General features: G+C 57.6%; 12 protein-coding genes. 8 read left to right on the forward strand and 4 right to left on the reverse strand.

Features of this window, described 5'->3' with window-relative positions:
* Positions 1-193: 193 nt before the first annotated feature.
* The 3 genes from MWH26_RS18040 to MWH26_RS18050 all read left to right on the forward strand — a co-directional run bounded on the left by MWH26_RS18040 (position 194) and on the right by MWH26_RS18050 (position 4,001).
* Entirely contained in the window at positions 194-1,819 is a 1,626-nt protein-coding gene (locus MWH26_RS18040; protein ID WP_247975372.1) for an Ig-like domain-containing protein, read from the forward strand.
* A gap of 1,144 nt (positions 1,820-2,963) precedes the next feature.
* Complete coding sequence (locus MWH26_RS18045; RefSeq protein ID WP_244694278.1) at positions 2,964-3,455, forward strand: DUF4385 domain-containing protein; 492 nt, start codon at positions 2,964-2,966, stop codon at positions 3,453-3,455.
* 63 nt (positions 3,456-3,518) lie between these two features.
* Positions 3,519-4,001, forward strand: a complete 483-nt coding sequence (locus tag MWH26_RS18050) for a hypothetical protein (protein WP_244694279.1) — start codon at positions 3,519-3,521, stop codon at positions 3,999-4,001.
* Positions 4,002-4,195: 194 nt separating this feature from the next.
* On the opposite strand, the gene MWH26_RS18055 is transcribed toward MWH26_RS18050, so the two are convergent.
* Entirely contained in the window at positions 4,196-5,602 is a 1,407-nt protein-coding gene (locus tag MWH26_RS18055; protein ID WP_244694280.1) for an inorganic phosphate transporter, read from the reverse strand.
* A 356-nt stretch (positions 5,603-5,958) separates the two neighbouring features.
* On the opposite strand from MWH26_RS18055, the gene MWH26_RS18060 reads away from it, so the two are divergent.
* Positions 5,959-7,476 (forward strand): glycine--tRNA ligase, encoded by a 1,518-nt coding sequence (locus tag MWH26_RS18060; protein WP_247975373.1) that lies wholly within the window; start codon positions 5,959-5,961, stop codon positions 7,474-7,476.
* A 94-nt stretch (positions 7,477-7,570) separates the two neighbouring features.
* Here MWH26_RS18060 and MWH26_RS18065 read toward each other — a convergent pair whose 3' ends face one another.
* The gene (locus MWH26_RS18065; RefSeq protein ID WP_247975374.1) at positions 7,571-7,969 is read right to left on the reverse strand and encodes a hypothetical protein; all 399 of its coding nucleotides are present in this window, start codon (positions 7,967-7,969) and stop codon (positions 7,571-7,573) included.
* A gap of 248 nt (positions 7,970-8,217) precedes the next feature.
* On the opposite strand from MWH26_RS18065, the gene MWH26_RS18070 reads away from it, so the two are divergent.
* Complete coding sequence (locus MWH26_RS18070; protein ID WP_247975375.1) at positions 8,218-10,656, forward strand: efflux RND transporter permease subunit; 2,439 nt, start codon at positions 8,218-8,220, stop codon at positions 10,654-10,656.
* A gap of 155 nt (positions 10,657-10,811) precedes the next feature.
* The gene (ileS, locus tag MWH26_RS18075; RefSeq protein ID WP_247975376.1) at positions 10,812-14,252 is read left to right on the forward strand and encodes an isoleucine--tRNA ligase; all 3,441 of its coding nucleotides are present in this window, start codon (positions 10,812-10,814) and stop codon (positions 14,250-14,252) included.
* Positions 14,253-14,479: 227 nt separating this feature from the next.
* Here the strand turns inward: ileS and MWH26_RS18080 are convergent, their stop codons facing one another.
* Positions 14,480-16,273, reverse strand: a complete 1,794-nt coding sequence (locus MWH26_RS18080) for a hypothetical protein (RefSeq protein ID WP_247975377.1) — start codon at positions 16,271-16,273, stop codon at positions 14,480-14,482.
* A gap of 364 nt (positions 16,274-16,637) precedes the next feature.
* Between MWH26_RS18080 and MWH26_RS18085 the strand changes: the two genes are divergently transcribed.
* On the forward strand, positions 16,638-17,297 hold the full coding sequence (locus MWH26_RS18085) for a lipoprotein signal peptidase (protein ID WP_247975378.1): 660 nt from the start codon (positions 16,638-16,640) through the stop codon (positions 17,295-17,297).
* A 152-nt stretch (positions 17,298-17,449) separates the two neighbouring features.
* On the opposite strand, the gene MWH26_RS18090 is transcribed toward MWH26_RS18085, so the two are convergent.
* Positions 17,450-18,436 carry an aldo/keto reductase gene (locus MWH26_RS18090; RefSeq protein ID WP_247975379.1) on the reverse strand — a complete coding sequence of 329 codons (987 nt, stop codon included), beginning with the start codon at positions 18,434-18,436 and terminating at the stop codon, positions 17,450-17,452.
* 191 nt (positions 18,437-18,627) lie between these two features.
* On the opposite strand from MWH26_RS18090, the gene MWH26_RS18095 reads away from it, so the two are divergent.
* The gene (locus tag MWH26_RS18095; RefSeq protein WP_247975380.1) at positions 18,628-20,664 is read left to right on the forward strand and encodes an ABC transporter ATP-binding protein; all 2,037 of its coding nucleotides are present in this window, start codon (positions 18,628-18,630) and stop codon (positions 20,662-20,664) included.
* The last annotated feature ends 18 nt before the right edge of the window (positions 20,665-20,682 follow it).

The raw sequence follows: 20,682 nt of genomic DNA on the forward strand, positions 1-20,682 counted from the left end.
GCTAGTGTTCTTATAGCAAAGAAGTTGCTGTTCCGAGCCCGGCACGAAAGCTGAAGTAGCGCCGCGAGGCTTACTCCACTTTCGTGCCGGGCTCGGAATGACAGTTTTTGGCTGTTCCAGCGTTGTGCATTGTACCTTCGGCTGGCGTAATCTGCTTTGGCCGATGCTGCTTTTTCTCCCGACTTATTTCTCTATGGCCCTACCTGCCCGAGCGAGTATCTTTCTATTGTTAACGGCTGCGGCGGGCTTGGGTGGCTGCGCGGCCATTAGCTCGCCCGAGGGCGGGACCCGTGACACCATCCCGCCCAAGCTGGTGAGCACCACGCCCGCCAACGGGGCCCGCAACGTAACGGGGCAGTCGGTGCGGCTGGAGTTTTCGGAGCAGGTGCAGCTGAAGGATCTGCAGAAAAACCTGATTGTGGCCCCGGTGCTCGGCGACAAGGACACCTACAAAATCCGGGAAGACCGCTCAGCTATTACCCTGACCTTCGACCGCCCTTTCGCCCCGAACACTACCTACTCGTTTAACTTCGGCAACTCGATCAGCGACATTACCGAAAGCAACCCGGCCCAGAAAGTAGTGCTGAGCTTCAGCACTGGGGCCCGCCTCGATTCCGGCTCGGTCCGGGGGGTAGTGCGCGACCTGCTCACGGGCCAGCCCACCGAGAATACGGCCGTAGTGCTGTACCCGGAAGCGGATACGGCCAATATTCGGCGGGGCCGGCCCTACTACCTGGCCCGCACCGATAAGCAGGGTGGCTTTGAGCTGCAAAACTTGAAGGAAGGCCGCTACCGGGCGTTTGCCCTGGCCGATAAAAACCAGAGTAACCGCTACGAAGAGGGCGAAAAAATTGGCTACCTGCCCGAACTACTCACCGTGCGCCCCGGCCTAGACAGCCTTCAGTTTCTGCTCACCCGGCCTGATGCCCGCCGCCCCCTCGTAACCACCCAGAAGACTAACCCAACGGACTTTCGCATCAGCTTTAATGAGGGTGTAGAGCGCATAACGCTGGCTCCGCTGGGAACGGCTCCGGTTTCACCAGCCCTGAGCGAGGCCGTTCAGCTCACGGAAAAAGGCCGCACTGCGCTACTTTACCGCACCCCGGCCCTCACGGAAGGCCGCTATTTGCTGGCTTCGACGGATAGCGCCGGCAACGTGGGCCGCGACACAATTAACGTCCGGTTCCAAGGTAATTCGCCCGCCCGGCGGGGGGCAGCCTATACCGTGGAGGGCAGCCCGCGAGAAGTATATCGGCAGGGCCAGGTGAAGTTTGTATTCACTGAGCCCGTGCGCTTGGCGCCCAATAAGCCCGTAGGTACGCTGGTGGAGGACTCTGTGAAACGCCGCCCGCTGCGCTTACCCCAGGACGGAACCCTGAGTCCTGACCGAACTACGTTGGCGCTGAACCTAAATACCAATGCTCGCAAAACAGTCACGTTCCTGCTCGACAGCACGGTTATCAGCAGCATCACCGGGCAGCGGTTGGGGCTGAAACCCCTGCGTTTGCGCGTGTCCGAACAGACTGCTACGGGTACGCTCAGCGGTCCGCTCCAAACCAAGGCCACTCGTTACTGGGTTCAGCTGTTGGAATCCAATGGGCAGGTGCTTACTACCCTCGACAGCCCGCGAGGTACCTACCGCTTTGATAACCTGCAGCCAGGCACCTACCGGGTGCGGGTGCTGATTGATACCAACCAAGACGGCCGCTGGCAGGGCGGCGACCCACAGTTACGCCGGCCGCCGGAACCCGTCTATTTGTTTCCAAAGGCCATTCAGGTTCGCTCCAACTTTGATAACGTCGAAACGCTTAGCTTCTAACCTAGCAATAGCCCCAATGCACTGCTCCAACGCCCAACTCCAATGCCGGAGTTGGGCGTTGCTGTATATGTTGGGCGTTGCTGTATATAATGAGTAGCAAGCACCGCATGGCTTAACCTGCAAGGCTGGGGTAATCTCGGCCGGAGGTAAGCAAGTCTAGCGCTGAGTAGCGCGCTTAACCTTATGCTTCCTAACTATATAGAATCCGGCCTGAATAGATATCCACAGGCTGAATATGGGCCTACTTACTGGAGCGGCCTGTTTTGCGCCCTGCTAGTTTGCAATCCACATAGTTTTCCACTGCTTGAGGCGAAGCACGCATAACCTGTGGATAATAGTGGGGAAACCTGAGGATAACCCGTGGAGAACTTGCGGAAAAGTTTTTTTGGATGTGGTCAACCCACAGCAGCACCTTGGCGCAGTGCAAACTCGGTGGATAAGGGTGGATAACTATCCCCCGAAAAAAGCACAATCCACACAGGGGTGTGGATGTGAATTGTGGATTTGTGCACAAGCTATGTGGATTGTTAAAAACTCACATATGTATCTAATAATCAGATATTTACTATCAACACACCCTGTTGATAGACGGTGCATAACTGGGTTGTTGTGCACATGTTATCCCCGGTGTGCATAACCCCTTTTTCTTATCCACTTATGCACAGCCCTAACGACGGATAACAAAAGAGAATTTATTTAAAGAAGAATTTTAAAAGTTATTAACCCTGTGGAAAAGCGAGCCGGTGCTCTCGTTTCCCTGTTCGGGAGCAAGGGCAGAAAACAAGCAGGTCGGAACTTCGGGTAGCTGAGCAGTACAGAAAATGCAGCGGGCAAAAAAGCGAGGCAGGAGTTTGCGCTCCTTGGCGGGCTGGGCAGGGTGCTTTGGCTGGCTTAGCGGTGCATTTTTCGGTTAAGTGTGTAGCAAGGCTGCCGGTCGCTTTTCTTAGCGCAAAAGGAAAATTTAGGCCCTGGACCCGGCAGAAATTACTTTTCAGGTACAGCTAGTGTTTGTAATCAAGTAGTTATCCACCGAAAACGCGCGTTTATCCACACCGTTTGTTGCGCTTGGGGAAAACATGCAGCCGCCGGGCCCGATGTGGCGTATAGAGAGGCCCACTCTCCCGCAAGCGCGCTGCTAGTTCTTATGCCGTTCGACTACACCCTGGATTTTCGAACCGTTGATTTCCGCCAGCACCCGGAACTGTACCGCGTGGGCAAAGGCGAGCAGGGCGTACTGCTGGTACAGCCCTATAAAGGGGAGATTCTGCCCCACTGGCGCTTCCGCACGCCGGAGCTGGCCCGGGAGTCTTCGGAGCAGATATATGCGCTGTTTGAGGCGTATTTGAAAGAGCAGGACTTTGTGGGAGCCGATATGGCCCGGAAGTTCCTCCAGATGGGCTTTACCCGGGCCCGGCGCTACGCCAATCACAAGGGCGGCAAGAAGTACGACGGTCCCGTACCCGACGACAAAAAAGGTCAGAGCGGTGCCCACGGCCGCGACGAACTGCCCCGCACCCCCGAAGACCCGGAAAAAGCAGAGGCTGCCGCCATCTTCAAACGCAAGTGGGACGAGGCCAAGCAACACCCCAGCTACGTGCAGCAGCGGGCCGAATTTGAGGCTCGCTACGGCAAATGACCCCCGAGAACCCCTACCTTTACTTTCCCTGAACTCTTCTTCACTTTTGAACCCCAGACGGCTATGCAGACACCAGCCCAATCCTCCAGCACCGACGAAAACGAAATTACCCTCGGCATCGGCATGGGGCCGCTTAAGTTTGGCGCCTCCATGGACGAAGTACGCGCCCTGATGGGAGAGCCCGAAGAAATTGAGGAGTCGGAAGACGACGATGAGTTTGAGCACCAGGCCTGGAACTACCTCGAAGAAGGTTACTCCCTGTATTTCGACCGGGAAGACGACTACCGCCTGAGCTGCATTGAAACGGACCACCCTGGCATTCGCCTGTACGGGGAAGCTATTCACGGCAAGAGCCCGGAAGAAATCCAGGACCTGATGAAGCGCCACGGCCACGAGCAGAGCGAAGTCGAGAAAATGGACACTGGCGAGATGCGCCTTTCCTACGAAAAGGAAATGATTGACCTCTACTTCGACGAGGAACAACTGCAGTTTGTCAACTTCGGCGTGTTTATCAACGATGATTTAGAGGTGCAGTGGCCCGCTTAACGCTAGGTTATCCACAAAAACGCAAGAAATTGGTGTGGATAAGTTGATAAGGTGCTCATTGCCGGGAGTTTTCAACAACCTTTCCCACTTTGAGAGCTAAAACCACTAGCAAGTGAATGCCCTGATCCTTAAGTAGAAAACAAAAAAGCCACCCCGCAATCGGAGTGGCTTTTTTGTTTTATTCCAAGAAGTGTTTACGAAGGCATAATGGCCCGGAATAGCAGGAATAAGCCCCCCGACAGGGCCATGGTTACAGGCAAGGTGAGCACCCAGGCTAGGGCAATGTTGCGCACCATTTGGGGGTTCAGGTTCTTGATGCCGCGGTTGGCTACCATGGAGCCCGCAATAGCCGACGACAACACGTGGGTAGTGGAGGCAGGTAAGCCCAATTGGGTATTGGCGCCAATCATGGCGGCGGCAATCAGCTCTGAGGAAGCGCCCTGAGCGTACGTCAGGTGTTCCTTGCCGATACGCTCCCCGATGGTTTTCACAATGCGCTGCCAGCCAATCATGGTGCCCAGACCCAACGACACACTCACGGCCACCAGCACCTGCCACGGAGCGTAATCCGTGAAGCCCTTCATGTTGGAAAGGCCCGCGGTGAGCGTTTCCCGGTCGGCGGTGCTCAGGCTCACTTTGTCGCTGCCCAGTACGGTTTTGGCTTGGTTACCCAGCAGCAGAATAGCCTTCCGGATTTCAAAACGCGCGTTTTGCGGCAACTGGGCTACCTGGGTTTTACCGGCGAAGATGCTGTCCAGGGAATTCGTTTGCACCTTAATGTTGGCTACCGCTTCCCGGTCCTTAGCGCTCAGCTCGGCCGCATTTACCTTCTGCATTACCTGCTCAATCTTCACCAGCGAATCGCGCATGTCCAGAGGGTTCTTGCTATGGTCGAGGGCAAAGTAGGTAGGCACAATGCCAATCAACACCAGCATAATCAGCCCCACTCCCTTCTGCCCGTCGTTGGAGCCGTGGAAGTAGCTTACCAGGGTACAGGTAGCAATCAGAATCAACCGGATCCAGAGGGGTGGCGGCTTGCGCTTGTGCGGCTCCTTAAAGATGGCCTTGTTGCGGACGAAGCGCTTCAGCAGGAACATCATGACGATGGTCAGCGTGAAGCCGAACAGCGGACCCGTAAGCAGAGCTACCCCGGTTTCACCGGCCTTGCCCCAGTTTACGGCCGCATTATCAGCGCCAGGCAGGAAGCTGAAGGCAATGCCCACACCCAGAATGGACCCAATCAGGGCGTGCGAGGAGGAAGAAGGCAGGCCGTAGTACCAGGTGCCCACGTTCCAGATGATGGCGCCCAGAATCAGGGCGCCTACCATGGCAATGCCGTGGTATACATTCTGGTCCACGAGGCTTTGCACGGGCAGCAGGTACACGATGCCCATGGCCACGGCAATACCACCCGTCAGTACGCCCAAAAAATTCCAGAACGCCGACCAGATAACGGCCACCCAGGGCCGCAGGGTGTTGGTGTAGATAACCGTGGCCACGGCGTTGGCCGTGTCGTGGAAACCGTTGACAAATTCAAACGCGCAAGCTGCTACCAAACAGGCAACGAGCAGCAACAGCACATGAGGCTCTAAGCCAAACATAGAGGGGGGATTGGTGAGGATTCAGTTTCGGTAACCAAAGGTAGGACCGCCCAAAGGGGGCGCAAGATTATGAAATTGTTACCGGACCGGCCGGTTGCGTGCTTCTGAGCCGCTAAACGCAGGAAGTAGCGTCAGGTTAGGACTGAACGGTGGCAGCACAGTAAAATAGTGACTAACAGTTGTTCAGCGCTATTTATGGGCCTTTGGGTAGGCTGTAAGCTAAAGCTTTGGCTACTTTTGCCGAGAAGCTGCTGTCGTTCCGAGGGCAGGGCGCAAGTTGGGGCAGGCTATACTTCCTACTCCAAATTCCTCGCGGCGCTCGGCAGGACAGCTGTATTCCATTTAACCTCCCCCTCATGAGCAACGAGCAGAAACCCGCCGCCACGGCTGAAAATACCCTGGCCGATATCGTGTCGCACGCCAAGGAATACGGCTTCGTATTCCCTTCTTCGGAAATCTACGACGGCCTAGCCGCCGTGTACGACTACGGCCCCAACGGCGTAGAGCTCAAAAACAACCTTAAGCAGCTCTGGTGGCGGGCCATGACCCAGCTCAACCAGAACGTGGTGGGCATTGACGCGGCCATTTTCATGCACCCGCTCACCTGGAAAGCCTCCGGCCACGTTGATGGCTTTTCGGACCCCATGATTGACAACCTCGACAGCAAGAAGCGTTACCGCGCCGATGTGCTGCTCGAAGAAAAAGCCGCCGAGTACGAAAACGCCGGCGACCAAGCTCGTGCCGATGCTCTGCTGGCTGAAATGGGCCGCCTGCTCACCGCTGAAGACTTAGCCGGCGTCAAGCAGCTCATCATTGAGGAGAAGATTCTCTGCCCGGTTTCCAAGACTGGCAACTGGACCGATGTGCGGCAGTTCAATCTGATGTTCTCCACGCAGGTAGGCGCCGTGGCCGGCGACTCTTCGCAGATTTACTTGCGCCCGGAAACGGCCCAGGGCATCTTCGTCAACTTTTTGAACGTGCAGAAGTCGGCGCGCCAGAAGGTGCCGTTCGGTATTGCCCAGATCGGCAAGGCCTTCCGCAACGAGATTGTGGCCCGCCAGTTCATCTTCCGGATGCGGGAGTTTGAGCAGATGGAAATGCAATTCTTCGTGCGCCCTGGCACCGAAGATGAATGGTACGAAACGTGGAAGGAGACGCGCCGCCGCTGGCACGAGGCCCTGGGTTTGCCCGCCGACAAGTTGCGTTTCCATGTTCATGAGAAGCTGGCCCACTACGCCAAGGCCGCCGTCGACATCGAGTTTGAATTCCCCTTCGGCTTCAAGGAAATTGAGGGCATTCACTCCCGCTCCGACTTCGACCTGACCCAGCACCAGAACCTGAGCCGCAAGAAGCAGCAGTACTTCGATAACGACCTCAACCCCGAGACGGGCAAGCCTTACGGTAACTACGTGCCCTATGTAGTGGAAACCTCCGTGGGCGCCGACCGCCTGTTTCTGGCTACCCTCTGCCAGGCCTACCAGGAGGAAACGATTACCGAAGGCGAGGGCGACAAGCAGCAAACCAAAACCCGCAAGCTGCTGCGCCTGCACCCGGCCGTGGCGCCCATCAAAGCCGCCATCTTCCCGCTGGTTAAAAAAGATGGCCTGCCCGACAAAGCCAACGAAATCTACAACAGCTTGCGCCACGACTTCCGCTTGGTAGTGGAGGAGAAGGACTCCATCGGGACGCGCTACACCCGCCAGGACCTTATAGGCACGCCCTTCTGCATTGCCGTCGACCACCAAACCCTGGAAGACAACACCGTAACCGTGCGCCACCGCGACTCCCGCGAGCAAACCCGCATGCCAATTTCCGAGCTGCGCGCCTACATCGGGGAAGCCGTGAGCTTCTCACGCGTCTTCGAAAAGCTGTAGCGCCCTGCTGTTTCTACGGGGTTATAACACAACAGGCCGCTGGAGCAATCCGGCGGCCTGTTGGCGTTTTGAGGTAGGGCTGGTGAGTTCTTTCTTAGTTCTCGCTCAGCCACTGGGTAGCGTCGCGGCGGGAGGTAAAGTAATTGAACTCAACCTGGGACGGAGGCAGGCTGGCCGAGGCAAGGGAGTTGCCTACCTGGTACTGGTATTGGCCTTCTGACACCACGGCGGCAATAAACAAGGGGCGCTGCAAATGACCGGGCAGGATGCTGGTTAGGGGCTGAAGTAAAGCGTCTGCTTCGTCGGTTGGGGGAGCATTTCGCTTCAAATCCACCAGAAGTTTGTCCACGTTCTGGGCCAGCATTTCCTCTAGTGCCCGGTGGTAAGCCTCCCCGAACGACCCCGACAGGTGAGCTGCATTGTAGCTCAAGTGTAGGGTATCCAACAGCGAGTTATACGTCAGGGACGCATCAGGGGAATTGTACAATGTCATTATAATAGAAAAATAGCAGCAAGGCGCGGGAAAATACAAGTAGTTACGGTCGCAACGCCTTGAAGTGTGACTATTTACGTTGAATAGTGCATAATTTGTTCCCTATATTCTGAAGAAAAAATGAGTTTGTCAACCAAGCGCACTTGTTTGGCTGGCTACTGGTAGTCGAGGTAGGGGTGGGGTTTACTGACTGAGGCTCACCGCATACCTGCCCGGGGTTGCGTACCTTTGCTGCATTTTAGCAGCCTATGTGGAGAAACCTCGCCCTATTCGTCATCAAGAACCGCCGCTTGCTCGTCGGGCTGCTGGCCCTTATTACGGTGTTTATGGCCTGGGAAGCCCGCAAGGTGCAGATGACCTACGATTTTGCCCAGGTCGTGTCGCCCGACGACCCGGACATGGTGTACTTCCAGCAGTTCAAGCAAACCTTTGGGGAGGACGGCAACGTGCTGGTGCTGGGCATGCAGGACAGCTCGGTGTACCAGCTCGGCAACTTCAATGAGCTGCGCACCCTCACGGATACGCTCAGCAAAGTGGAGGGTGTCAATGGCATTCTGGGCGTAACGCGCCTACCCCGGCTGGTAAAGGACACGGCTACCCAAACCTTTCGGGCCGAACCCATCTTCCGCAACTTCCCCCAAACCCAGCCCGAGCTAGACTCCCTGATGCGGGTGGTAAATGCCCAGGAGTTCTACAAAGGTCAGCTGATTTCGCCAACCACCGGGGCTACGCTGCTGGCCCTCACCATGGACCCCAAGTACCTGAACTCCAGCCGGCGCGAGGCCGTGATGCAGGAGATTCTGGGCCACGCTGAACGCTTCCAGCAGAAAACTGGCATTCGGATGCACTACGCCGGCCTGCCCTACGTGCGGGCCACCATGACTACCAAGGTCGCCTCGGAAATGAAGCTGTTCGTGGCCCTGACCATTGTGATGATGGCCGTGACCCTGCTCATGTTCTTCCGGACCTGGTCGGCGGTGGTGTTCCCGCTGCTGATTGTGCTGATTGTGGTGACCTGGTGCATTGGCTCCATGGTGCTACTGGGCTACAAAATCAACCTGCTTACGGGCCTGATTCCGAGCATTATCATCGTTATCGGCATCCCGAACTGCACCTACCTACTTAGCCGCTACCACTACGACTACCGCAAATCCGGCAACCAGGTGCTGGCCATGGCGCGGGTGGTGCGCAAAATTGGGTTGGTCACGCTCATGAACAATACCACCACGGCCATCGGCTTCGTGGTGTTTTGCTTCACCAACATTGCCATTCTGTATCAGTTTGGGCTGGTGGCTACGGTCAATATTTTCGTGGCGTTTGCGGTATCGTTTATCCTGATGCCCATCATCTTCACCATTCTGCCGCCGCCTACCCCCAAGCAGTTGGAGCACCTGGAGGCCAAGCCCCTGACTAAGCTGCTGGAGTTCTTCGACTACCTGGTGCTGGAGCGCCGGCGCACGGTGTACCTCACCGCCCTGGCCCTGATGGTGCTGGCTTCGTTTGGGGTAATGAAGGTGAAATCCGTGAGCTACATGGTGGATGATCTGCCCAAGGATTCGTCGGTAAACTCTGATTTGAAGTTCTTTGAGCAGCACTTCAACGGCGTAATGCCCCTGGAAATGGTAGTGGACACCGGCCGCCCCAAAGGCCTGCTCAAGCTCAAGAACCTGGAGCGGATTGACCGCCTCGAAAACTTTCTGCGCACCCAGCCCGTGCTGACTACCCCCGTCAGCGTGGTTACCTTTCTGAAGGCCTCGACCCAGGCCTTCTACAACGGCAGCCCCGAGTTCTACCGCCTACCCGACAACTCCGAGAAAAACTACGTGTTCAGCTACCTGGCCCATTCGCAGTCCACGGAGGGCACTGAGGGCCAGCTAACCAGCAAACTACTGCGCTCCTTCACCGACAGCAGCATGCAGCGGGCGCGCATTTCCCTGAAGATTGCCGACGTAGGTTCCCACAACCTCGATACGCTGATTAACAACCGCATCAAGCCCGAAATCAACCGGATTTTCAAGGGTACGGATATGAAGGTGAAGCTGACTGGTACCACCATCATCTTCACCAAAGGCAATGAGTACCTGATTGGTACGCTCAAGGAAAGCCTGGTTATTGCCTTCGTGCTGGTCGGGCTGGTCGTGCTGATCTTGTTCCGCAGCGTGCGGGCCGTGGCGTTTACCCTGCTGCCCAACTTCTTCACGCTGCTGCTCACGGGCGGTATTATGGGCTACTTCGGCATCCCGCTCAAGCCCAGCACCGCCCTAATTTTCAGCATTGCCCTGGGCATCGACGGCGACAATTCGATTCACCTGCTGGCCAAGTTTCGGCAGGAAATGGCCGCCAACGGCCGCCGCGTAAAGGCCGCCATCAGCACTACGCTTTCGGAGGCCGGCACCAGCATGATTTACACCAGCATTGTGCTGTTTCTGGGCTTTTCGGTGTTTGCCTTCTCGGAGTTCGGTGGCACCAAGGCCCTCGGCCTGCTCATGTCGGCCAGCCTGCTCATCACCAACTTCTCTAACCTGATTCTGCTGCCCTGCTTACTCGTTACCTTCGAGCACGGCAAGGACGAGGATGTTATCGACCAATCCGGTATTCGCCATTACGACGACAACTACCACGAGGAAGACGACGACTTGGAACTCAACCTTAACCGGATGAAGCGGCAGCCCAAACTGAACGGCTAAAACCACCCTTTATACCACCGTCATGCTTGATCTTGCGTCCGCTTGCCGAAGCATCTCTACCGCTTCGTTGCAGTAGTAATTCAACGAAGCGGTAGAGATGCTTCGGCAAGCGGACGCAAGATCAAGCATGACGTTCTGATACAACGACCCCAACAATGAACTACCCCGAATTCAAGCAGCCGCTCAACTACGGCCAGGTCGGCACCGATATCCTGGCGTGGTGGAAGCAGAACGGCATCTTCGAGAAAAGCGTGAGCACCCGCGAAGGGCAGCCGACGTTCGTGTTTTACGAAGGCCCACCCTCGGCCAACGGCGCCCCCGGCATCCACCACGTCATGGCCCGGACGGTAAAGGACATTTTCTGCCGCTACCAGACCCTGCTGGGCAAGCAGGTAAACCGCAAAGGCGGCTGGGACACCCACGGCCTGCCCATTGAGCTGCAGGTAGAAAAGGAGCTGGGCATCACGAAGGAGGATATCGGGAAGAAAATCAGCATTGAGGACTACAACCAGCGCTGCCGCGAAACCGTGATGCGCTTTAAAGCCCAGTGGGACGACCTCACCGAGAAAATGGGCTATTGGGTAGACCTCGACGACCCCTACATCACCTTTGAGCCCGAGTACATCGAGAGCTGCTGGGCCCTGCTCAAGAAGCTCTACGACAAGGGCTTGCTCTACAAAGGCTACACCATTCAGCCCTACTCCCCAGCCGCCGGCACTGGCCTCAGCTCCCACGAGCTAAACCAGCCCGGCACCTACCGCGACGTCAAGGACACGACCATCGTGGCCCAGTTCAAGGTGAAGCGGGATGAGGCTTCGGCGAAGCTGTTTACTGGCGTGTCAGATTCTACTCAGTATACAGAAGTCTATACCGAAGAAAATTCGGTAGAAACCTACATCCTAGCCTGGACGACGACGCCTTGGACGCTACCTGCTAACACCGGTTTGGCTGTGGGTAAGAACATTCCCTACGTGCTGGTACGCACCTTCAACCCTTACACGGGTGCCCCCATCCGGGTAGTGCTGGCGGAAGCGTTGATGAACCGCTATTTCTCGGAGAAAGGCCAAGAGGCTTCGCTAGAAGACTACAAAGCCGGCGACAAGGTGCTGCCTTGGCGCATCGAAAACACGTTCAAAGGCGCTGACTTGGTAGGCATCCGCTACGAGCGGCTGTTCGACCAAGACAAGGGCTTTCCGGCATTTGAAGGGGAGGAGCGCGCTTTCCGCGTGATTCCCGGCGACTTTGTGACGACGGAGGACGGTACCGGCATTGTGCACATCTCGCCCACGTTTGGCGCCGACGACTTCCGGGCTGCTCAGCAGGCCGATATTCCGGCCCTGATTGTGCTGGATGCCGAAGGCAAGCCCACGCCCATCGTGGACCGTACCGGCCGCTACGTGCCCCAGATGGGCGAATTTGGCGGGCGCTGGGTGAAGAACTACGACGGCCACGACCAGTCGGGCGCCGACTACAAGACCCTGGACGAAAGCATTGCCATCCGCATGAAAGGCGACGGCACGGCCTTCAAAGTGGAGAAGTACGAGCACACTTACCCCCACTGCTGGCGCACCGACAAGCCCGTGCTGTACTACCCCCTGGACTCCTGGTTTATCAAGACCACGGCGGTAAAAGACCGGCTCATCGAACTCAACAAAACCATCAACTGGCAGCCCGCCAGCACTGGTACCGGCCGCTTCGGCAACTGGCTGGAAAACCTGGTAGACTGGAACCTGAGCCGCTCCCGCTACTGGGGCACGCCCCTGCCCATCTGGCGTACCCAGGACGGCTCGGAGGAAATCTGCATCGGCTCGGTAGAGCAGCTGAAGCAGGAGATTGACAAGGCTGTAGCAGCCGAAGTCATGACCCATAACCCCTATGCCAACGGGGAGAAGATGGACCTGCACCGGCCCTACGTGGACGATATCTTCCTGGTGTCGCCCTCCGGCCAGCCCATGTACCGCGAAACCGACCTCATTGACGTGTGGTTTGACAGCGGCGCCATGCCCTACGCCCAGTGGCACTACCCTCTGGAAAACGGCGAGAAGTTCCAAAAGAATTTCCCCGCCGATTTCATTGCCGAAGGTGTGGACCAGACCCGCGGCTGGTTCTTTACCCTGCACGCCCTGGCCGTGATGCTGGAAGATTCGGTGGCCTATAAGAACGTGATGGCCAACGGCTTGGTGCTGGACAAGAACGGCAACAAGATGAGCAAGCGCCTCGGCAACGCCATCGACCCGTTCCAGACCATCGAGCAGTTCGGCCCCGACGCCACGCGCTGGTACATGATTGCCAACGCCCAGCCCTGGGACAACCTCAAGTTCGACCTCAGCGGCATTACGGAGGTGCAGCGCCGCTTCTTCGGCACCCTGTTCAACACCTACTCGTTCTACGCCCTCTACGCCAACCTCGACGGCTTCCAGGCCCGTGAGTTCGACCGGGTGCCCCACAGTGAGCTAAGCGAACTGGACCGCTGGATTCTGAGCAAGCTCCAGTCCTTGATTCTGGAAGTGCGCGGCCATTATGACTCCTACGACCCCACGAAGGCGGCCCGCGCCATCCAAGATTTCGTGACCGATCAGCTCTCTAACTGGCACGTGCGCCTCTCGCGCCGCCGCTTCTGGAAAGGCGAGCTGACCCAGGACAAAAAAGCCGCCTACGAGACTTTGCAGGAGTGTTTGGTGGTAGTGGCCCAACTTATGGCCCCGGTTGCCCCCTTCTTCGCCGAGTGGCTTTATAAGAACATGACCGACGGCATGCGCGCCGAAGCTATCGAGCGGAATACGCCGCTAGCTCCCGAATCCATCCACCTCACCTTGCTGGTAGAAGCCGAAACGAACCGTATCGACAAGGCCCTGGAGGAGCGCATGGAGTTGGCCCAGCGGATTTCCTCGCTTACGCACTCCCTGCGCAAGAAGTCGGTGCTGAAGGTGCGCCAGCCCCTGCAGCGCATTCTGGTGCCAGTGTTCAATGAGACGACCCGTGAGCAGGTAGGCAAGGTAGAAGACCTGATTTGCGCCGAGGTGAACGTAAAGCACGTGGAGTTCCTGGACGACACCAGCGGCGTACTAGTAAAGTCGGTGAAGCCGAACTTCAAGCGCCTCGGTCAGCAATACGGTGCCCGTCTGAAAGCCGTAGGCGCCCGCATCCAGCAAATGACCCCGGAGGAAATCAGCACCCTCGAAAAGACCGGCCAGCTGGCCGTGGAAGTCGAAGGACAGCCGATTACGCTTGCTCCGGACGACGTGGAAATTCGCACCGACGACTTGCCCGGCTGGCTAGTAGCCACCGACGGCCCCCTAACGGTAGCCCTCGACGTGACCCTGACCGACGAGCTGCGCCAGGAAGGCGTGGCCCGCGAGCTGGTGAATCGCCTCCAGAACCTGCGCAAAGACAGCGGCCTGGAAGTGCAGGACAAAATCCGGGTGACCCTGGGCCAGCAGGCCGAGCTGGAAGCCGCCGTGCAGTCCTTCGGTGGCTACATTCGCGAAGAAGTACAGGCTCTAGCCCTAAACTTTGCCCCGGAAATCAGCGGCGGCTCAGTGCTGGAATTTGACGAGTACACTGTGCCAGTGCAACTGGAAGTAGCCAATAGCTAGTATCCCAGGTCATTCTTAAAGCCAAAAAGGCCGTGGAACTTACGTTTCGCGGCCTTTTTCATGCCGTGTATTTTCTCGCAACGTTCTCATATTCTTATACGAGCCCTTCACACCCTATACTATTTCTCCACATCCATCATCCTGAGCATTCCGCGCATGAAGCGGCGGCGAAGGACCTTATTACGTCAGCACGAACCGTAATAACGCGCGTTTGTGGAATCATTAACTCACTTCACTACCAACTCCTTCCGAACTTCTTCTTTTTGCTTCTCTGACAGCACGCGGTAGACGTAGCGGCCCGGAACCAGGCGCAAGGATAAAACGTCGTCTGACGGGCGCAATTCGTGGGTATAGATGGGTGCTATGTCCTCCCGCACGGCCAGTTCCGACTGCAGGTAGAGTTGTACCATGCGGCGGCCCGTAGCGGCGGTAGGTTGGTAGGCACTAACATTCAGAGAAACCAGTTGGGCGTCAGTGGCATCGGAGTAGGGAAGGGGCAGCCGGTTTAGGTCGAGGTTGTTGCGCACTACCAGATTGTTTTCAGGGTAGGGCGAGCGGCGCTGGCCGTTGCGAAGCTGGTATACCACTTCGGCCTTGCCTGAGGGTGTAGCCGCCAGGCCACTGCGAGCTTCGTTGCCCAGGCGCGCTTGATTGATGCTGAGAACGGGCCAGCCGGTGAGGTCAACTAAGTGCTGGGCCATCCATTTTGCCTGGGGCCTGCCAGGCATAGTCAGGAGGTTGACGTGGGCCCCGCCCCCGTACACCAGTACCCGGGCCTGGGGGTCGTGGCGCAGGGCCTTGTGCAGGTTCGTGGCCTGGGCTAACTCCCGTTCTGTTTGGCCCTGTCCCACTTCGTAGGACACCAGGGTAAAGCCCAGCCGCCGGGCCGTGCGCACCAGGTTGGCAAACGTGGCTTCGCGCGTGTAGAAACCGGCTTTCAAGGGTAACGGATTCAGGGCGCTGCTCGCGGAGTCTTCGAGCGTTTCTAGGGCCAGGTACCGAAACCCCTGCTGATACAAGCCGGGTAGCAGCGCCGCCGCCAGCGCCCGGTGCCTGCCGTATGTGTGCGACTCATTCAGCAACACAGCTCGCACACCGGCTGATTGGCGCAGGATTTCGGGTACTGCTTCCAGGCTGACTAGCGTGTCGGTCGGCGTGGGGTTTGGCCGGCGTGGGGTACCCGTGGTTGACGTGGTAGTCGGAAGGCGCACTACCTCCGGGCCCTGACGCTGAAAATACACTACCGAATCAGTGTTGCCAGCCATGGCGTGGTACTGCTGCAGCATTTGCCACAGTATTCCATCACTACTGGGGTCCTGGGCAGTAGCAGGGGCGTGGCGGCTCTGGGCCAGGGCAGACAGCGGAGCCAGATAATCACCGTTGGGACGACTCAGAAAGGCCTCGTTGGCCAGCCGTACCGGCGACACCGTGCGCGGCCACCGACCTTGCTGCACTGAGGGAAACGTGAACGTGACAAATTCCGCATCCATGTCAACGCCACGGTCCCGCACGGAGGTAGCGGCGCGCGAGCTGGCTTCATCAGTAGCAATGAGATAGAGCCAACCTTGCTGGTCGGGTAGGGGCGCGGCATATTCCATTAGCAAATCGGGGCCAGCCGTACCCGTGTGCTGGTAGCGTCCGACGCCGTTTTCCTGGAACCCCAGGGCCCGCCAGTTAGGATTGCCGGTTATGCGCAGGCCGCGCAGCCGGTACGTGGGCGCTAGGTTTGTTTGACCAGTAAACAGCAGCGCCGACTGGCGGCGCGAGAAGCCGAGCTGTTTTAGCCGCGCTTTCGTCACCTCATCTGGCTTGTTGTGAGGCTGTAGATTTATATCATAGTCGCCGTTGAGCAACAGGCTGGTATTGAGCTGGCGGTTATAAACGGTCGTCGTCATGGTTTGCTGCTGCTCATTGGCCTGGGTAAGTGGGTGCGGCGCGGCGCAGGCACTGAGGGCGGCTACACCCACGATAGATAAGCGGGTTACAGCAGAATAAGCGCGGCTAGGATGCGTGGCTGACATAGGAATAGGGTTTAAGTAGGAAGGTTAGAAATGTATAACTAAATATCTAGTTTCAATGACTTACTCCCGCTATGTAGCAGGTTGCAAGAGCAAATCAGGAAGAATTGAGCCACTACAGCGGCCGCTTAATTAGGAATTGATTGCAGTTGTAAGCTGCACGGGTAGGCTGCGCGCAGCTGGCCGCCCAGAAAAATCAGGAGCGGTACGTCTGCCTTTTCAAGGGGCGTTTGGCATAACGTCGTACAAATCTCCTAAAATCGGGTTTAAATCGGCACAAAAGCCCTTTCAGATATATACCGGCGGCAAGAAGGATGCAGTAGGCTCCTACGCCAGAAAGTCAAAAATTCTGCGTCACTTTGTACTTATGAAGTATTGGAAATACTACCTCGTGGCCTTGCTGGTCATCGTCATTGATCAGCTCTCGAAATGGGCGGTGCACCGCTATATGCCCATGGGCATGCCCGGCGAAGTTCCCGTGTTCGGCGACTGGTTTAAGCTGCACTACACCCTGAACCCTGGCATGGCCTTCGGGGTGGAACTGCCGGCGCCCTACGGCAAGGTTATTCTCACACTGTTTCGCTTGGTAGCCGTTACGGGTATTAGTTACTACATCTACCGCCTTTGGAAGCAGCACGCCCCCAGCGGCCTGCTCATCTGCATTGCCATGATTCTGGGCGGGGCCATTGGCAACCTGGTCGATTCCATCTTCTACGGCGTCCTCTACAACAACGCGCCCTTCAATGCGCCTACCCCCTGGCTGCACGGCCAAGTTATTGACATGCTGTTTGTGGACTTCCCGGACGGGTTTTTTCCGGCTTCCTGGCCTTTTGTGGGCGGAGAAATTATCCCTGACTTTCCCATCTTCAATATTGCCGACTCTTGCATTTTCATTGGGGTCGTGCTGATTCTTATCTTCCAAAACCGCTTCTACAGCCAGCACCTAGAGGAAGCCCACCCCGTAGCCGCCAATGACGCCACCGCGGCCCAGGCCCGCCGCGACGCCGAAGCCTCGGAAGCTGTGTAAAAGGTAGTACTCATAAGCAGAAAAGGCCCGCTGGAGCAATTCCAGCGGGCCTTTTTATGTGCTGCGTTGTCATTCCGAACGAAGTGAGGAATCTGGGGTAATCCTCTGTAGTTCGACTCAGATTCCTCGCTTCGTTCGGAATGACACCGTGTTTACCAAACCTGATGCACCAGCGGCTTGATGCGCTGCTCATAAATGGCGCGTACGGCTTGCATTTGCTCGGCGGTGAGGGCGGGTAGTTCAGCGGCTTGTAGGTTTGAGGTGAGCTGGTCGGGGCGGGAAGCGCCGGGAATCACGCAGCTAACTTCGTCAAACATAAGCACCCAGCGCAGGGCAATGGGAGCAAGGTTGGGCTGATTGGGAAACACCTTTTTCAGCTCCTCTACCGCAGCTAGGCCCGTTTCGTAATCTACGCCGGAGAAGGTTTCGCCCTTGTCGAAAGCGGCCCCGTCGCGGTTGAACTGGCGGTGGTCGTCGGGGGAGAAGGTGGTGTGGGGCGAGAATTTGCCGGTGAGCAGGCCGCTGGCCAGCGGTACGCGCACAATCAGGCCCACATCGTGGCGCTTCGCTTCCTGAAACAGCAACTCCGCCGGGCGCTGCCGAAACATGTTGAAGATAAGCTGAATGGTAGTGACACTGGGGAAGGTGAGGGCCTTAAGGCCTTCTTCCACCTTTTCCACGCTCACGCCCAGGTTCAGAATCTTGCCTTCTTCCTTGAGCCGGTCAAATAGCTCGAAGATTTCGGGACGGTAGTACACCTCCGTAGGCGGGCAGTGCAACTGAATCAGGTCCAGGGTTTCGAGCTGCATGTTGCGCAGGCTGGCCTCTACGAACTTCCGCAGGGCTTCTGGCTGGTAGGCTTCGTTGGTGTGGGGCTGGAGTTGCCGACCACACTTGGTGGCCACATACACCCGCTCGGAGCGGCTACGTACCAGCCGGCCCACGGCTTTTTCGCTTTCCCCGTCGCCGTACACGTCGGCGGTGTCAATGAAGTTGATGCCGGAGTCGACGGCGGCGTTGAGGATGGAATCGGCAGTTTCGTGGCTAAACGGGTCGCCCCACTTGCCGCCTACTTGCCAAGTGCCAAGGCTGATTTCAGAAACATTAAAGCCGGTTTTACCAAGTTTGCGGTACTGCATGAGGTAGGAAAGTAGGTTGAATGGTGTTGAACTGAGCCTGCTAAGCTGTCATTCCGAGCAGGGCGAGGAATCTGAGTAAGTTTTTGGAGGGTAACCCAAATTCCTCACGCTGCTGGGAATGACAACTTTTGTGTACGCCAAATGCGCCAGGCAAGCTACTGCCGGCCTGCCTATCTTTACTTTTTTCCGCCTTGCCTCTGCCCGCCGTGTCCCAGCCCATCCTCTCCGTCCGCAACCTGACCATCGATTTCCAGAGCCACCGGGGCAACACGCGGGCCGTACAGAATATTTCCTTCGACTTGCGGCGGGGCGAAACGCTGGCCATTGTGGGTGAGTCGGGCTCAGGCAAGTCGGTAACGTCGTTGGCCCTGATGGGGCTGATTCCGCTGCCGCCCGGCCAGATTGTGTCCGGGCAGGCGCGGTTTCAGTCGGAGGCGCTAGGGGAGGTTGACCTGCTCCAACTCACCGACCAGCAGCTGCGGCAGGTGCGGGGCAACGACATCAGCATGATTTTTCAGGAGCCGATGACGTCCCTGAACCCGGTGTACACCTGCGGCAGCCAGGTAGTGGAAGCCCTACGCCTGCACACCCCGCTTACGGAAAAGGAAGTGCAAGCCCGCACCGTGGAGCTGTTCACCATGGCCCAGCTGCCCCGCCCCGAGAAAATCTTCACCAGCTACCCCCACGAAATCAGCGGGGGCCAGAAGCAGCGCGTGATGATTGCCATGGCCATGGCCTGCAACCCGGCCATCCTCATTGCCGACGAGCCCACCACGGCCCTCGACGTCACGGTGCAAGCCCGCATGCTCCGCCTTATCGACGACCTGCGCCGCCAGCACCATACCGCCGTCATCTTCATTACCCACGACCTAGGAGTAGTAGCCGAAATAGCCGACCGTATTTTGGTCATGTACCGGGGCCGGGTAGTAGAGCAGGGCTCAGTTCTCGACATCTTCACCAACCCCCAGCACCCGTACACCAAGGGTCTGCTGGCCTGCCGGCCAAAACTTTCTGTTGGCCAGAAAAAATTGCCCGTGGTAGCTGATTTCATGCGTGAAACAGCCGATGGAAACTTTATTGTCACTGAAAATGACCCTGCGCAACTGCTTACTAATGAAATTGGTGGCCTCCAAGAGCTAAACTCTCAAAACAACTCTGAAACCACCAAAACGTTCCCCGTGGAACATTCTGTTTCACGCCCTTCGGAACCACAATTTGGTCTGGATGCTGCCCCCGGCCTGGAATCTGGCCAGCCGTTGCCGCTAGAAGCAAGTGGTCCTACGAATTCCCCGCAGGGGTTCGTAGGACCACTCTCGTTGAACGAAGGCAGCCCAGCCATCAGCAACCTCAGCAACGAGAGTGGTTCGACCAACCCTGCGGGAATTGGTCGGACCACCGCCGATGGACCTTTACTAAGCGTGAAAGAATTGAACGTGCATTTCCCCATTCGTAAAGGCTTCTTCAACCGGAAGAAGGAGTATGTGCGGGCCGTGGACGGGGTAAGCTTCGACATTTATCCTGGCGAAACGGTGGGGTTGGTGGGGGAGTCGGGCTGCGGCAAAACCACGCTGGGCCGAACCTTGCTGCGGCTAGTGGAGCCCACCTCGGGTAGTATCCTGTTCGAAGGGGTAGACCTGGCCACGCTGCCCGCTGAGGAGCTGCGCCGCAAGCGCCGGGAGTTTCAGATGGTGTTCCAGGACCCCTACGCCGCCCTAAATCCTATGATGACCGTGGGTGAGGCCATCCTGGAGCCCATGCGCGTGCACCACGTAGGCGGCACCCGCCAGCAGCAGAAGGACCAGGTGCTGGAGCTACTGCGCACCGTGGGGCTGAAGGAGGAGCACTACCAGCGCTACCCTCACGAGTTCAGCGGGGGGCAGCGCCAGCGCATCTGCATTGCCCGGGCCCTGGCCCTGCAGCCCAAGTGCATCATCTGCGACGAGTCCGTATCGGCCCTCGACGTGTCGGTGCAGGCCCAGGTGCTCAACCTGCTCAATGACCTCAAGCGCGAGTTTGGCATCACCTACCTTTTCATTACCCACGACCTGTCGGTGGCCCGCTTCATGAGCGACCGGCTGCTGGTCATGCGCCAGGGGCAGATTGTGGAAAGCGGCCCTGCCGCCGAGCTGTACGCCAACCCCCAGCACGAGTACACCCGGCAGCTGCTGGCCGCCATTCCCAAAGACGAGCCCGCCGACATCCGCGCCGCCGTAGCCAGCCGGGCCTAGGAGGGAAGTACGCATCTT

It is taken from the genome of Hymenobacter sublimis, from assembly GCF_023101345.1.
GTDB lineage: Bacteria > Bacteroidota > Bacteroidia > Cytophagales > Hymenobacteraceae > Hymenobacter > Hymenobacter sublimis.

Bases quoted from the DNA above. Each gene is read 5' to 3' on its own strand.
- MWH26_RS18040 (WP_247975372.1), top strand. From the start codon at position 194: ATGGCCCTACCTGCCCGAGCGAGTATCTTTCTATTGTTAACGGCTGCG.
- MWH26_RS18045 (WP_244694278.1), top strand. From the start codon at position 2,964: ATGCCGTTCGACTACACCCTGGATTTTCGAACCGTTGATTTCCGCCAG.
- MWH26_RS18050 (WP_244694279.1), top strand. From the start codon at position 3,519: ATGCAGACACCAGCCCAATCCTCCAGCACCGACGAAAACGAAATTACC.
- MWH26_RS18055 (WP_244694280.1), bottom strand. From the start codon at position 5,602: ATGTTTGGCTTAGAGCCTCATGTGCTGTTGCTGCTCGTTGCCTGTTTG.
- MWH26_RS18060 (WP_247975373.1), top strand. From the start codon at position 5,959: ATGAGCAACGAGCAGAAACCCGCCGCCACGGCTGAAAATACCCTGGCC.
- MWH26_RS18065 (WP_247975374.1), bottom strand. From the start codon at position 7,969: ATGACATTGTACAATTCCCCTGATGCGTCCCTGACGTATAACTCGCTG.
- MWH26_RS18070 (WP_247975375.1), top strand. From the start codon at position 8,218: ATGTGGAGAAACCTCGCCCTATTCGTCATCAAGAACCGCCGCTTGCTC.
- ileS (WP_247975376.1), top strand. From the start codon at position 10,812: ATGAACTACCCCGAATTCAAGCAGCCGCTCAACTACGGCCAGGTCGGC.
- MWH26_RS18080 (WP_247975377.1), bottom strand. From the start codon at position 16,273: ATGTCAGCCACGCATCCTAGCCGCGCTTATTCTGCTGTAACCCGCTTA.
- MWH26_RS18085 (WP_247975378.1), top strand. From the start codon at position 16,638: ATGAAGTATTGGAAATACTACCTCGTGGCCTTGCTGGTCATCGTCATT.
- MWH26_RS18090 (WP_247975379.1), bottom strand. From the start codon at position 18,436: ATGCAGTACCGCAAACTTGGTAAAACCGGCTTTAATGTTTCTGAAATC.